The organism is Aquirhabdus parva, from assembly GCF_003351745.1.
GTDB classification, from domain to species: domain Bacteria; phylum Pseudomonadota; class Gammaproteobacteria; order Pseudomonadales; family Moraxellaceae; genus Aquirhabdus; species Aquirhabdus parva.
The window spans coordinates 857,846-872,637 of sequence record NZ_CP031222.1 but is presented as its reverse complement, the minus strand read 5'-3'; the positions used below and the strand labels follow the sequence as shown (position 1 = coordinate 872,637).

Below are 14,792 nucleotides of genomic sequence, written 5' to 3'. Positions count from 1 at the left end.
GATTGATGTCAAACTTGAGAACCTCTTGAATTAGACATTCAGCCGATACCAACGCAGATCGCCCTCGCCCGCTTTGATACGGCGCGTAACCTGAGGATCGTGCTCAAGCATCACAGGACCGATATTCGTTGTAGCAAAACCGAAACGTTCTGGAAGTTGGCTATAAAGTGATCTTGGCGGTGCACCATATTTATGCAATTTCTTTAAGCGCTTGCCGCCTTCCCAAGTATGATAATACACATCATAAATACCCAGCTCATCAAAGATAAAATGCAGAGTCGCTGTGAGCATAGCTTCAGACCATAGCCGATAGAGTGCATCATAAAAAGGTTTGATCGCTACCAAAAATTGGCCGGGATGAATCCGGTTGCCCATCAACCATACCCTTCGATCAGCATAGTCTTGGAATCGTGCGGCACGTTGAATACTTGATGCAATATCACGAATCAAATCACTTTGAATTTCTTCAATCAGCACCTGCCCATGCTCTAAATCGATATCCAAACGTGCCCATGCTAAAGTGGGTCTAACCGTGTCATGGGGATGGAAACCGTACTGGCCCACATCCTCAACGCCGACTTGCTCAAATGCCATTTTTACCGAGTGTGGCAAATTCAAATGCAAAACAAGATTCTCACCCCGCCGAGTCGTCTGACACCAGTGATATTGTCGCTCAGAACCCCAACGTCCCGCCGTCAGAATAAAGGGAAAGTCGAGTGTTTCAGTATGAAGGAGGCTATCCATGAGAGGTAAAAGCGTCGCTTTTGAATTCGGTTGCTGAGCCAGAAATTGATTGACCCAAGGATGCCCAGCCCATTTGGCATAGTGACTCTGCTTTAAGTCAGCAATGGTCTGCAGTTGACCATGGCGAATCAGTGTCTTTAGCACCAACGGGATATGCTGGTCTTTTTGATAATGGAAGAGTGTACGCCCATGTGGCAGGCATGCCAAAATTTCATTCAGTTCGTCTGTTTTCATAATGTGTTGAAACTCTATTTTTAAATCGCTGTCGATAAAAATCAAATATCAGCAAGCCTTCTTGACTAAGACGACTTGCGTTATGCCCACTGGACAATCTAGAAACCATGCTCAATATCTGGTTAAACATCAGGTAAACTCCTAAAAATCAGAATAATAGATAGACTAAGACTCAGCACCATGAGGGTGCTGGCCTAACCAATCCGTATGATTCAACGATTGGCGCAATGCTCTGCGCTCACGTTGCCGCGCAACATCAACTTTTTCGTTGTGATTGACACCGCCCTTATGCAGCAGCGGATGCAGTGCCAAATGATTGCGCTCCTTAAACACATTTGCTTTCTTCTGTTTCATATCTAGGCCTCCTTAACCTTTGATACACATGACTTGACGCAAGGTATGGATCACCTCAACCAAATCGGTCTGGTTTGCCATGACTTGATCAATGTCTTTATAAGCGGCTGGAATCTCATCCATAACGCCTTTGTCTTTGCGGCATTCAATGCCTGCTGTTTGCTGAGCCAGATCGTCCAAAGTAAATGAATCTTTGGCCTTATTCCGGCTCATACGCCGACCTGCTCCATGAGAACAGGAGCAAAACGACATCTCGTTGCCTTTGCCGCGCACAATATAGGACTTCGCACCCATTGAACCGGGGATGATTCCCAACTCACCCGCTTGCGCACTGATCGCCCCTTTGCGCGTGACATAGACATTTTCCCCAAAGTGACGTTCTTGCTGCACATAGTTGTGATGGCAGTTAATCGCCTCTTTGGTCAATTGGAATGGCGGTAAATGTACTCGCAGCTTAGCCAGTATCAGACGCATCATTTCCCGACGGTTTTCCATCGCATAATCCTGTGCCCAATGCACCGCCTCAACGTAATCATCAAAGTTTGCAGACCCTTCGGCGAAATAGGACAAATCCTTATCGGGTACATGACCAAATCGGCTCTGGGCTTCTTTCTTGGCACGTTCAATAAAGTACGTGCCAATACAGTTGCCCAATCCTCGACTGCCAGAGTGCAGCATTACCCATACGTCATCTTGCTCATCAATACAGAGCTCAATAAAGTGATTACCGCCGCCTAACGTACCCAATTGCTTTTGCCACGTGCGGTCAAAATTGCGGAGCATGCGCAATAAGCCCGGGTGTTTATCTGTGATCACGCCTAAGCGTCGAGCTAAGGGATCAATGCTTGACGCACGGGCTTTAATTTGACTGTGATGATTAAAGCCCACAGGCACAGTCCGCTCGATGTCACTGCGAATCTTGCGCAAGTCATCTGGTAACTGCGCTGCTTTCAGACCTAGCCTAATCGCATTCATGCCGCAGCCAATATCCACACCGACAGCCGCAGGAATAATGGCGTTTTTGGTGGGGATCACACAGCCCACCGTGGCACCAATGCCTTGATGCACATCAGGCATCACGGCGACATGGGGATAAATAAACTGCAACTGAGCCACTTTTTTGAGTTGCTCGATTGCAGCGTCATCAATATCTCGGGTAAAAATATTTACAGGGACGCCGTAACCAGAATTGGCGTTTAAAGTCAGTTGTATAGCCATGATGTTTCTAACACTAAAAAATATACGCTGGATAAGCGCGTTTTGATCTGTGGTCTTATGGATAGAGACTACAAATCACGTCAGTAGATACGGTTGTGGGGCTTTTAGAAATTGGAATCGCATAAAATCAGCGATCCAAAAACGAAAAACCCTAGCGAATGCTAGGGTCTCTTTAAAGATCTGTGCATTCGAACCGTATGCTTTGGGCAGCGGTCCGAATCAGGAGCGACTGCCGTTAAGCAAAAATACCGTCTTTAACCATTGCAAGTGCTCCTGTAGAATTTGAGGGATCCAGACACAATGTCTGAACTAATGTGGGCAGATTTTAAACACAAAAAAAATAAATACAAGCCCATTTAAAAAATAATTTAAGAGAAATAGCGCCTTAATCCTCTCAACAACAAATCATCTTCGACCGTAATCGGATTAGGAATATCCAGAAAATAACGAATCAGTACCGCATCTCCGCCAGTCAACACCAGTTCACGGGTAGGATCAGAACGCACTAATTTTTCAATCGCACCGACGAGTCCCAAGAGAATGCCATGATGCACGGCATCTTGCGTATTACGCCCTGCGCCAAGATTACTAAATGCACCATCAGGGACTTGCACACGCCGTGTCCCCTGAGCTAGAGCTTCACGCTGTAAATAAAAACTGGGCAAAATATATCCACCGAGGTGAGTTTCATCATCCAGCAAATCGAGTGTTAATGCCGTGCCACAACCCACGATACAAAATTTCTTCTGCTGTCCCGATAACGCAAGCACCTGTAGCCAGCGATCAATCCCTAGCTTTTCGATGTGATCATAACCCGTAATCAAACCATGTGATGTTGCAAGGACTTGAGCGAACTCAATTGGGGTATTCAGAGGCTTTAGCGATTTTTTGATTCGTTGATTGGCCTGACTATCCAGCACTGAAGATACACCCACAAATGATGGCTGAAAATTGCTAAATCGATCGACTAAGCCCAGCAATAAATCAGCAGGCGATTGTAAGTGCAACTCAGCACCACTGGTGATGATCTCTTCACCCTCAGTCAGCCAATACTTCAAACGCGTATTGCCAAGGTCTAGCCACAGTTTACGCGGAGTCGTCATATGCATTTACATCCAAGAAGCCTGATTTAATCGCCTGATAATAAAACTAAATTCAAAGCATTAAAAATCATGCTCAGAGTTCAACACCGTGTCCAGCAACGAAAGTCACAAATTCATCTTCGGTCAGGGTTTGAATTCCGAGTTCTTGCGCTTTGGCCAGTTTACTACCTGCCTTCTCTCCTGCGACCAGTGCCTTGGTTTTTGCTGAGATACTGCCACTGACACGGGCACCCAACTCCTGCAAAATCATGGTCGCCTGCTCACGGGTAAAACGCGATAGCGTCCCAGTCAAGACCCAGCTTTCGCCAGTTAAAGGCTGACGGGTACGTTTTACAGGTGCATCCCAATAGACACCTGCTGCAACCAGTCGCTCGATAATCTGGCGATTATGAGTCTCGCCCAAGAAGCTTAAAATCCAGTTAGCGGAAATTTCGCCCACATCGGCAGTCATCTTTAAGCTATCGAGATCAGCCGCAAAAAGAGCTGCCAATGTCTGAAACTGCTCTGCCAAATGACGGGAAGTATTTTCCCCGACCCCGCGAATCCCCAGCGCATAGATGAAACGTGCAAAGGTGGTTTTTTTACTGGCTTCAATCGCATCTAATAAATTCTGAACAGACTTCTCACCGAGCTTCTCAAGGGTCAACAGTTCGTCACGACGCGTATGCAATTGATAAAGATCAGACACATCTGAAATCAGGCCATTGCTGAGCAAACCCTCTGCCCAGCGCTCGCCCAAGCCATCAATATCCATGGCTTTACGTGACACAAAATGACGTATCGCCTCAATCCGTTGTGCCGGACAAAATAGTCCACCCGTACAGCGTGCTAACGCTTCGCCCTCCGGCATGATGACCGGAGAATCACATACAGGGCAGTTGCTTGGCAACTCAACTACTTGTGCAGATGCAGGACGAAATTCAGGCCATACACGCTCTACTTTAGGGATTACATCCCCAGTGCGATAGACCGTGACGCTATCACCAACACGCACATCCAAGCGCTGAATCTCACCAATATTATGCAATGTCACATTACTGACCGTCACCCCGCCTACAAATACCGGTTTTAAGCGTGCGACCGGCGTCAATGTCCCCGTACGCCCTACTTGCCAATCGATCTGTTCAACAGTGGTTAGCGCTGCTTTTGCAGGGAATTTATAGGCCGTAGCCCAACGCGGTTCACGGCTTAAAAAACCCAGTTGCTGCTGCTGACGCAGTGAATCGACCTTAACCACCATTCCATCAATTTCAACCGCAAGTTCCTCGCGTCCGGCATTGATCTGGTCATAAACGGTCTGAACTTCAGCTATAGAATCGACCACCTCGAGGCGTTCGGAAACGGTAAAACCCAGAGACTTTAGCCAGTACAGCGATTCGGACTGGGTTGGACATTCATGTGCTGGCTCACTCTGTGCAATGGAATACGCATAGAATGCCAAGGGCCGTGTCGCAGCAATTGCGGGATCGAGCTGGCGTAAACTGCCCGCTGCCGCATTGCGTGGATTGACATAGGTTTTCAATCCACGTGCTTCAGCATCTCGATTGAGTTTATGAAAACCACTCTTAGGTATCAGCACTTCCCCACGTACTTCGAGGATACGGGGAACGGGTTTGCCTGTAGGATCAATCAATACATGGGGCAAATTACGAATTGTTTTGGCGGTATGACTAATGTCCTCACCGGTCTCTCCATCACCCCGTGTTACGCCTTGAACCAACTGTCCGTTGAGATAATGCAAGGATACCGCCAAGCCATCGAGTTTTAATTCCAGTTCGTATCGAATTTCTTGGTTGGGTAGACGTTCCCTGACACGCTGATCAAATGCCAGTAAGTCTTCATGATTAAAGACATTGCCGAGTGACAACATCGGCACTTGATGTACCACACTTTGAAACTGCCCCAGCGCCTGACCACCAACCTTGGAAGTGGGTGAATCGGATTGTATCCAATCAGGATGTTGCTCTTCCAAGCTTTTTAAACGGCGGAGTAGCTCGTCGTATTCGCCATCATCGAGTATGGGTGCATCCATCACATAATAGGCATGGCTATTGATTCGAATCAGATCAATAAGCTTACGCATTTCAGCTTCTACAGCCTGACGATCGTGATGTTCTGCATCTTCTAATGCACTGAATAAATCAGCCATGGGACTTCCTCAACCACTCTATTTTCTAAAAACTGACTAAATACATTGGATCAAAAAAAGCACTCAATCGAGTGCTTCTTATCTTATCGCGATCTCATGACGATATCTCACAGACGCGTTGGTCTAAAATCCAAGACTTGATGACGATAATGCCCTTTCAACTGCTCGCTCAATTGATTCATTTCTTCATCGAACAATTGTGAATAGCAGTCTAGACATAAGCGTTGTGCAGTGCTCATCATCATATCAAAACCTTGCAGCGGGCGGATACCGGGTAAGGCCAGAAAGAACGAGAGCCCATCAAAATTTTCATTTTCCATGGTATCCAGATCAAAACCTGCTGGGCCTTCTTGCGTGTACTTCAGGACACTGAACATCATTGGTCCCTGACCCGTTGCTTCTTCAAAACGATGAAAGAGCGACATTTCGCCAAAACGTAAACCATGTTTACGCAAGAGGCGCAATACCATCTTGCCTTCCAGCGGGCGCCCGCTCTTTGGCAATAAATGAATGGCGATGATCTGTTCAGCTTGAACCAAAATGCTGTCTTCTTCACTGCGGCTATGATCTGCAAGATGCTCATCAAGCAGGATACTATCCCCTTGCCACTCGGTTAATTCTGCCGTGTCAATTGCGGAAATCGAGGGTATGGCAGACTCTAATTCCAATTCAGTATGGTGTAGTGGTGCCCCCACATCCAGATGATGTGAATGAGGGGATAAAGAGGTGGCTTGTTCCAGATCATCCAGCATTGCATCCAAACCGCCTTTCTGCGGGGCAAGGGACTCGGGCTCTAGCGTGATCGTTGGAGAAACAGGCTCAGCGGAAACCTCAGGCTGAATCGGTGCCTTAAATGCATGATGTGCAGTCGCTAAAACCGCAGGTTGGTCTTCATCAAAACCTTGAACTTGCTGAGGTTTATCTACATGTTCAGCATGTAATTGACTCGCATGCTGCGCAGCATGCTGATGAATCGTCTGCGTGATGAAATCATTGGCAGAGATGACAGGTTCTGTCGGTGCGGAATCGGTTTCAACCGCATCTAAAGGTAGTTCAATTTGTGGCGACGGCGTTTCTTCACTTGCGACCACCTTTTCAGCAGTCGGCTGTGGTGCACGACGAAAGATCAGGAAAAGACCCACTAAAATAAGGATAACCGCGACTATGACGCCTGCTACAACCAGAATATCCATGGATCAAGCTCCTGTTGACGCGACGAGGGTCTCGGCTTCGTCCAAATTCACGGCTACTAACTTAGAAATACCTGCTTCTGGCATCGTCACGCCCATTAATTCACCTGCCATCATCATTGCTAACTTATTATGGGTAATGTAAATGAATTGCACACTTTTAGACAGGTCTGTTACCAATCGACAAAATCTTGCAACGTTTGCATCATCTAATGGTGCATCCACTTCATCTAAAAGACAAAATGGTGCGGGATTCAGTTTAAAAATCGCAAAAACCAAGGATAAAGCAGTTAGTGCTTTTTCGCCACCGGATAATAAAGCAATGCTGCTATTACGCTTTCCGGGCGGCTGCGCCATAAAGCGTACCCCAGACTGCCAGCCATCTTCCAAAATCAAGCGTGCTTCACCACCGCCGAACACTTTAGGGAATAATTGCTGTAATTCATGATTAACCCGATCAAAGGTATCCATAAACAGACTACGGGTTTCCCGATCGATGGTTTGCATCGCATCATCGAGCTGAGCGAGCGTCTGATTCAAATCATCCATCTGATGATTCAATTCATCAAAGCGCTCCGTGACCTCCGCAAGTTCAGCCGGCGCCGCTAAATTTAACTCACCCAGCCGCTGGATTGCACTATCCAATTGTGCCAGATCTGCATGTAATGTTTGTTCGGACTTGTGCGTTTGAGTATTCAACTGTGTCGCATCTGGCACAGGCGCCTCTAAACTTGCAAATTGCTCAGCAAGTTGCGCCAAATTACTTTTTTCAACCTGCCATGCAAGGCGTGTGTTCTCAAGCTCGTCACGCAGTGTGTTTTCTGCCTGAGTCTGACTGTGACGATCATGCTCAAGCTGCTGTACCGCAGCTTGCGCCTCTTTGAGTTCGACTTGGCGGGCCTGCCAGCGTTGATCCGCAGCCAAAGCCTCTTGCTCACCCACTTCAAGCGCAAGGGTCAGCGCTGGGATCTCCGCTCTAACCTGCGCTAATTCTGTTTGAATCTGATGCTGCTCACCCTCTAATTGGCTTTGTTGAAAAACAGCGCGATCACTGGTTGTTTGCAACGCTTCAATCCGAATTTGCCGGGTCTGCGTTTCCAGCTCGGCATTCTGCTGCTGCATACGCAGTTGTTGAATCTGTAAAGTCGTTTGACTTAAATTCTGCTGAGCAGTACTGGCTTCTTGTTCACGCGATCCCACTTGAGCGATTAACGGATTTAGACGAAGCTCAAGCGCCGCCTGCTCCATATGCACATCGTTCAAGCGCTCCATGTCCTCTTCTTGACTGGCGCTCAATAGCGATAGCTGCTGACGTTGTTGTTCGATCTGTCCCTGCTGTGACTGCAACTTACTGTCAAGACGTGCACGGGCAAGCTCTATCGTTTGCTGACTACGTTCGGCTTGATTAATCTGAGCGGCTAAACCCTGTTGGGCTTGGACACTCTGCGTATGGAATTGCTCAGCTTCTTTCAGCGCATTGGTTGCTTCAAGTAACGCCGCCTCACTCGCGAGTAGCTCTGCATTTAAAGTCTCTAAACGAATACGACGTGCCAATAAGCCTGTATTCTCGGCTCCTGAACGGGACACTGCGTCACGTGCCAGATCAATAGCCCAATCAGCGCCGACCCAATGCCCATCAAGCGTGACAAGTGATTGATAAGGTTTTAATTCTGACTGTCGTTCAAGTGCATCGGTACGCGTATCCACAACACCCCAGTGTTGCCACACCGATGATTGCGGTTCAGTCAACCACGAAGAAAAAGCAGTTGTTCCCGCTAGAATATCGGGTTGTAAGGGATGCCCTGATACGAATAAATTACGCCCAACTGGCGCATCAGCATTAATATGCGCCTTAAGCCATTGACCCAGTACCGATTCAATAAGTGCAAGATGCGGCTGCCCTACTGTACTGACCTGAAGTTGCTCTAATAAACGAGCTCCTTCAGGTTCAACATATTGCGGTTCATTTTTGTTACCATTCTTTTGCGCATTGACCTGCTTAGCATCGGTTTTTTCTTGTAGTGCCAGCAATGCACGCTGCTCCCCCCGCAGACCGTCAAACACTTGACTCAATTCTCTTTGCTGAGCCCGCAATGTGATCCGTGATTGCTCAGAGGTCTGTACACTCTCCAGTGCACTATTTGCTTCATGGCGAAGGCGCAAAAGTGTTTGAGTCACTTCAACCAATTGATCATCGATATCCAGCAGCTCATCAGCCAAGGCCGTTTGATCCAACTGATTAAGTGCATTTTCAAGCTGTGCGATTTGTGCAGCCTGACGTGTATGCTGACGAGAGATATGATCTTGTTCCCGCTCAAGATCCGCACGTTTTTGCTGTGCGCTCTGAATGCGTGTCCGCAAGTCTTGTAGTTCAGTATGGGTCTGGCGCGCTTGCTCTTGAACACTGGGCAATTGAACTTCAAGTGCCGAAATCGTCTGAATCAGCTCTTGTCGTCTGGGCTGACTCAGGTCATGAACCGCGATCAACTCCGCCAATACCGTTTGATCATGCTCAATCTGACGGGTCAGTGCCGCATGTTGAGCTTCAACGCTGGTACTACGCTCAAGCAGCCTAGATTCGGCTTGCTGCTGTTGGCTGAGATTGGCGACGGCTGTTTGACGCACGCGTTCAGCATCTTGCCATGCACTTTGCATTGGCTGGGCTTCTGCAAGCAACTGTGATAAGCGTACAGATTGCTGTTGAACAGCATGATCCAAGTCATTCAACCGACTGCGTAGTTGACGGTAATCATCACCCAGTTGAGTCAGTTTAGTGGTATGGATGGCTTGGCGATTTGCTGCATTTACATGTTGAACAGTCCATAGCTCTAACTGAGCCACACGGCGATCTTCTACGAGTTTTTTATGCTTCAAAGCCGCTTGGCTCTGACGCTCCAGTGCACGTCGACGGCGACCCAGCTCATCGGCAAGATCTTGCAGACGGGACAAGTTCAACCGCGTATCTTCAAGGTGCTGCTGTGTTTCACGGCGGCGGGCTTGATAGCGCGATACGCCTGCGGCCTCTTCCAAAAACACGCGCAAATCATCGGGCTTCGCTTCAACCAGACGATTGATCATGCCTTGCTCAATCACGGCATAAGAACGTGGTCCCAGACCCGTCCCTAAGAAAATGTCAGTGATATCACGACGACGGCAGCGCGTGCCGTTTAAGAAATAGTCGGAGCGGCCGTCACGACTGACTTGGCGGCGAATCGACAGTTCGGTATAGGCGTTGTAGGCACCACCTAATTTACCAAAGGTATTTTCAAAATGCAGTTCAACGCTGGCTTGTCCAATCGGTTTCTTATTGACCGTCCCCGCAAAGATGACGTCACTCATTGCTTCACCGCGCAGTTGACGCGCAGAAGACTCACCCATCACCCAACGAATTGCATCGATCACATTCGACTTGCCGCAGCCATTTGGGCCCACAACCGCCGTGAGATCTTGCTTAAAATTTAGAGTCGTTGGATGGACAAAAGATTTAAAACCCGCCAGACGAAGACTACGAAGCCGCATTATTTTCCACGTCGTGAACGTTGTGCCCACGCCAATTCGATTTGCTTCATACGTGCAAGAGAATCCAGAACCAAATTACGTAAATGGCGGCAAAACTCTTCCATAAAGACAGCAGCCTGCTCCCCTTTGCGGATCAAAATCGCATCGATAACGGGCTTAAACAGATCAAACGCCTCTTGTAATTCACGGCGTGAGGTATTGAGCGTTAAAAAATAACTGCGGCGAAATGCGGGAAGTAAATTATCAAAAATATCCCGTAAATAGGTATTACCGACTAAGGTATGCGTACTCTGCAAAAACTCAAAAACACTGTCATAAAATTTTTCGATATCACCGACTTTCACTTGTAGCGACAAATCCTGAATCAGTTGATTCATTCGCTCACTATCAGGCTGACGCCACGCTTCGCTGGTACGATGAACCATCGCTCCCAACATTAATGTACCTGCTTCAAACAATGACTTAATCTGCTGAACAGAAAGCTCCGAAACCATTGCACCACGGCGAGGATAAATCTTGATTAAATAGCTACGTTCAAGAATCAGTAATGCCTCGCGTACCGATCCACGGCTGACATTTAAGTCTTTTGCGATTCTAAGCTCTTGAATCCTCTCACCTTCGACCAACTCACCAGTGATAATTTGCTCACCGATATGTCTTGCAATCTGTTCTGACAAACTTTCTGCCGCCAAAAATGCCATACTATTACCCCTACGGTACATGTGCTGGGCAAACGAACAAAATCCCAATTCAGCGTCAATGACACTAAAAACACCAATTCATTGAACTTACTTAAGTCAATCTCATTGTGATCGTCAATTTATTCATCTCTTTTAGCAGGATCACATCAATCCACTAAATAATTTTTTTGAATACTTGAGATATAATTCATATAAAGAACACTGTTTTGAAATCAGATATTTGACTTTAAAATAACTGTCACAAACCACGCTCAATTGAACTTTACCAATATCTCTTCGACAACGCACTACTTCATGTACAATTGTCAGACAATTATTTTTAGAATACTAGCACTAAATCGCTATTTCCGATGAAATAACATGCAATTATGGCGTATGAATTGTACAAAACCGATATACGTTATCGTATAGAGGACTTCATTTATAAACACATTTCAATATCTTATATTGTTCGCAGCAACCCCAGAAAACCGAAGGCAAAAATCACCCTAGCAAGTGAGCGGAACGCACCAAATCTCACTTTACAGTGATTGCGTAAACACCAGACAATAGAACAGAGATACAAGGCAGAAAAACAATGACGACGAATACTTCAGAATTAAGCAATATTGATCATCTCATGCTCAGTGACCAGCTTCACCAACACTTAAATGCATCGGCACTGCCAGCATTCGACATGATTGATTGGCAACAAACCACCACCTCCACCAATGATGACTGCCGTCTCTGGGCTGCACGCGGCGCAACCCATGCGTTATCGATCAGTAACCAGCAAACTGCAGGGCGTGGTCAAGCCAATCGAACTTGGCAGTCTCCGACAGGGAATCTGTATTTATCATTATTAAGTACATTGCCGTCGCCATTAGATGGGAGGCTTGCTTTGGAAGTGGCATTGGCATTGGTAAATATGCCGCTCTTAAAAGCATTGAATGTTTCCGTGAAGTGGCCCAATGATCTTTATTTTGAAGGCGCGAAATGGGGTGGGATTCTGATCGAACCTATCACCAGTCACAATATGGAACACGGCGCAATCATCGGGGTTGGGATCAATCTGCAACCCATGCAAAATTTGGTAGCGGATCGTACGGTGACCGATCTTGCGACCTTATTAAAGCAGAACATCGATCGCCTCACTCTTACCGTTGCAGTTGTGCATGCCCTGCATCAGGCCATCGATTTATTTTTACAGGATAGTCCTAAATTGCAAGAACGCTTTATGGCTTGGGATGCTCTGGTCAATCAAACCATCCAGATTATTCAACCTGATCAAGCCGTGCAGCATGCCCGCGCAATCGGTATCGCTGATGACGGCAGTCTACAAATACTCACTGAGAAAGGCAGCGAGCGCTTGTATAGCGGACAAGTAAGTTTGATCAGCTAAGTGAGTCGACTGATTGGTGCGCTAAACAGAAAATGACTTCACTTAACCTCTGGTTTATTGGGCAATCGCACAATAAAACAGAGTGGGTTAAATAGATGACATAGCACGATAAGAATCTAAACAATCATCGCAGGCACAAGCTGAGACACGTCACTGTCTTCAGGAAGCATGCCGATATATTTGGCATAAATAATCGCTTCTTTTGCATCGATAAACTCATGCGTCAGGGGGTGAATAAATCCTTGTTCAGCATCAAAAGGGGTTGGTTCAAAACCACGCTTATAGAGATTCTCATAAATCGCGCCATATTCACTCGGCATCGGTAATGCATTCACTTGACCGTTATAACGAATAGCGATCTGGTCGATACGCGGAAATTTCACAATTCTGAGCTGTGGATTTATGGTGTGGCTTGTATCTGCACCTTCTTTTTTCAAAAGATGGTGATGGTCTGACCAGCTCGACAGTGACCAGATATATTGAATGTCTTTGATCGCCTGTGCATTGACCTTCGATGTTTTTCCCCAATACACGGTATTGTCTTTTTCATCGAAAATCACATGGGTCGTGCCTTCCGGCTTGAGTCGCCAATAATGCTCATTGAACTCATCCAAGGCGATGGTCGAACTATTCGCTGTTTTATCTTGACTATAAAGTACGGTATTGATAGCAGCCATGCACTCTTCGAGCTCTAAAGAGATTTGCTTGATCTTATCAACGAGGGCTTGCGAGGATTTAACATGAGAGTTATTCAACACTTTATTCACGAGTATTTTCTTGCAAGCAATTAGCTCATGTTTTGCTTTATAGGCATCTAGATCATGATGAGACATACTATTTCCTTATAATATCGATATATTCACTTTGAGTTTTTGTCGTTTTTTTAAGTCATGCAATGTATACATGACTCATCCTAGAGTGCAGAGATATATGCTGTCTTTCAAGGGCAAAGTGCGTCTTTCTAGGCATGAAATGATGGCAAATTTGTAATCTGATTATTGGGCGGTATTTGCGTCTGTAGCGAAGTTTGAAGGAAAGCGTCGATCGCGGACTCGCATAAAAAATGCTTCGATTTGATACAGCACAGCACCCATGATCACGCATGCCAGCACGATGACGATCAAAGTCAACAGTGGTAACCACTGCACCGTAATCCACTGACTTTCTGCCAGCAGTTTTTGTAGGATATATGCAAGGGGCTTGTGAGACAGGTAAATCGAATATGACCATAAAGCAATACTCGCTGCACCCGGAACACGAACTCTATAAAGCCATGAAGACGGACAGAGTGCTGTCACCACACACAGTGCGAATACCCATGCAATCATTGAGTAGCCAAAGGCGGTCATAAAGAAACCATAGCCATATTCATCAATATAGTAAAAATGATAGGCAGAATAAAAAATACTACTCAACGCCAAGACCGACAATCCCAATAATAATTGACCATGGCGTGTTATGCGTAGCCAAAAAGCGGGATAAAAATTCTTGACCAACGCGACCGCAATACCAGGCAGGAACTCATCAAAACGACATAAGGTTGCGTAATAAATATGGGGATAATAACCACTCACCTGCCCTAGGCTTTCACGGCCATAGGTTTGCCACAATAGGATTCGGGCAATGACACCCACCAGTATCAAGCCAAAGAGTAGAATCCAACCATATATCCGATTGAATCGAAAACGCATTCCAACAATCAGGACTAATGGAAAAATTAAATAGAATTGCTCTTCGATACACAGCGACCATGCATGTGAAAAGGCCGTCCCCGGCTGCAAGTGATAATTTTGAGTAAAGGTCAGAAAGGACCAGAGTGGCGGCGGTGTTTTACCACCCATGACCGCTGGAAAGATAAAATAAGCCGCTAATACAATCCAAAATATCGGCAATGTGCGCAAGGCGCGGCGTGCATAAAAATGCTTAGCACTAATGTGCTGTCCCCGTTTAATGCCCTTGAATAATTGATTGGCAATTAAATAGCCGCTTAAGACAAAAAATAAGTCTACCCCCATCCAACCAACTTCACTCAGCCAGCCAAAAGTCTGTTCATGACTCACAAAAACCATATAGTGATACATGAAGACCAGAATGATCGCGGCAGCGCGTAGCGTATCAAGCCCATTCACTCGACTGCTTTGGTGCATCTTTGATGGCGGTAACATATCACTATCCCTGAGCATGGATATGCCAAATCTG

Annotated in this window: 11 protein-coding genes; 1 reads left to right on the top strand and 10 read right to left on the bottom strand. The window is 46.4% G+C overall.

The features are described from left to right. Window positions 1-30 precede the first annotated feature (30 nt). The 8 genes from HYN46_RS03840 to HYN46_RS03805 all read right to left on the bottom strand — a co-directional run bounded on the left by HYN46_RS03840 (window position 31) and on the right by HYN46_RS03805 (window position 11,212). Entirely contained in the window at window positions 31-978 is a 948-nt protein-coding gene (locus tag HYN46_RS03840; RefSeq protein ID WP_114898176.1) for a hypothetical protein, read from the bottom strand. A 165-nt stretch (window positions 979-1,143) separates the two neighbouring features. Next, window positions 1,144-1,332 carry a hypothetical protein gene (locus HYN46_RS03835; RefSeq protein WP_114898175.1) on the bottom strand — a complete coding sequence of 63 codons (189 nt, stop codon included), beginning with the start codon at window positions 1,330-1,332 and terminating at the stop codon, window positions 1,144-1,146. 12 nt (window positions 1,333-1,344) lie between these two features. Then, window positions 1,345-2,550 (bottom strand): RtcB family protein, encoded by a 1,206-nt coding sequence (locus HYN46_RS03830; RefSeq protein WP_114898174.1) that lies wholly within the window; start codon window positions 2,548-2,550, stop codon window positions 1,345-1,347. Window positions 2,551-2,918: 368 nt separating this feature from the next. After that, window positions 2,919-3,653 carry a type III pantothenate kinase gene (locus tag HYN46_RS03825; RefSeq protein ID WP_114898173.1) on the bottom strand — a complete coding sequence of 245 codons (735 nt, stop codon included), beginning with the start codon at window positions 3,651-3,653 and terminating at the stop codon, window positions 2,919-2,921. Between the two features lie 73 nt (window positions 3,654-3,726). After that, window positions 3,727-5,802 (bottom strand): NAD-dependent DNA ligase LigA, encoded by a 2,076-nt coding sequence (gene ligA / locus HYN46_RS03820; RefSeq protein WP_210009352.1) that lies wholly within the window; start codon window positions 5,800-5,802, stop codon window positions 3,727-3,729. A 107-nt stretch (window positions 5,803-5,909) separates the two neighbouring features. After that, window positions 5,910-6,995, bottom strand: a complete 1,086-nt coding sequence (locus HYN46_RS03815; protein WP_114898172.1) for a cell division protein ZipA C-terminal FtsZ-binding domain-containing protein — start codon at window positions 6,993-6,995, stop codon at window positions 5,910-5,912. 3 nt (window positions 6,996-6,998) lie between these two features. Then, on the bottom strand, window positions 6,999-10,511 hold the full coding sequence (gene smc, locus HYN46_RS03810) for a chromosome segregation protein SMC (RefSeq protein ID WP_114898171.1): 3,513 nt from the start codon (window positions 10,509-10,511) through the stop codon (window positions 6,999-7,001). Further along, window positions 10,511-11,212 (bottom strand): GntR family transcriptional regulator, encoded by a 702-nt coding sequence (locus tag HYN46_RS03805; RefSeq protein ID WP_114898170.1) that lies wholly within the window; start codon window positions 11,210-11,212, stop codon window positions 10,511-10,513. Before HYN46_RS03805 ends, smc begins: the two co-directional genes overlap by 1 nt. Before the next feature lie 577 nt (window positions 11,213-11,789). Here HYN46_RS03805 and HYN46_RS03800 point away from each other — a divergent pair. Next, window positions 11,790-12,593 carry a biotin--[acetyl-CoA-carboxylase] ligase gene (locus tag HYN46_RS03800; protein WP_114898169.1) on the top strand — a complete coding sequence of 268 codons (804 nt, stop codon included), beginning with the start codon at window positions 11,790-11,792 and terminating at the stop codon, window positions 12,591-12,593. Window positions 12,594-12,709: 116 nt separating this feature from the next. Here the strand turns inward: HYN46_RS03800 and HYN46_RS03795 are convergent, their stop codons facing one another. Together HYN46_RS03795 and HYN46_RS03790 are read right to left on the bottom strand one after the other, a co-directional pair. Further along, the gene (locus HYN46_RS03795; protein WP_114898168.1) at window positions 12,710-13,426 is read right to left on the bottom strand and encodes a hypothetical protein; all 717 of its coding nucleotides are present in this window, start codon (window positions 13,424-13,426) and stop codon (window positions 12,710-12,712) included. Window positions 13,427-13,588: 162 nt separating this feature from the next. Next, window positions 13,589-14,758 (bottom strand): acyltransferase family protein, encoded by a 1,170-nt coding sequence (locus HYN46_RS03790; protein ID WP_210009350.1) that lies wholly within the window; start codon window positions 14,756-14,758, stop codon window positions 13,589-13,591. Window positions 14,759-14,792: the final 34 nt, after the last annotated feature.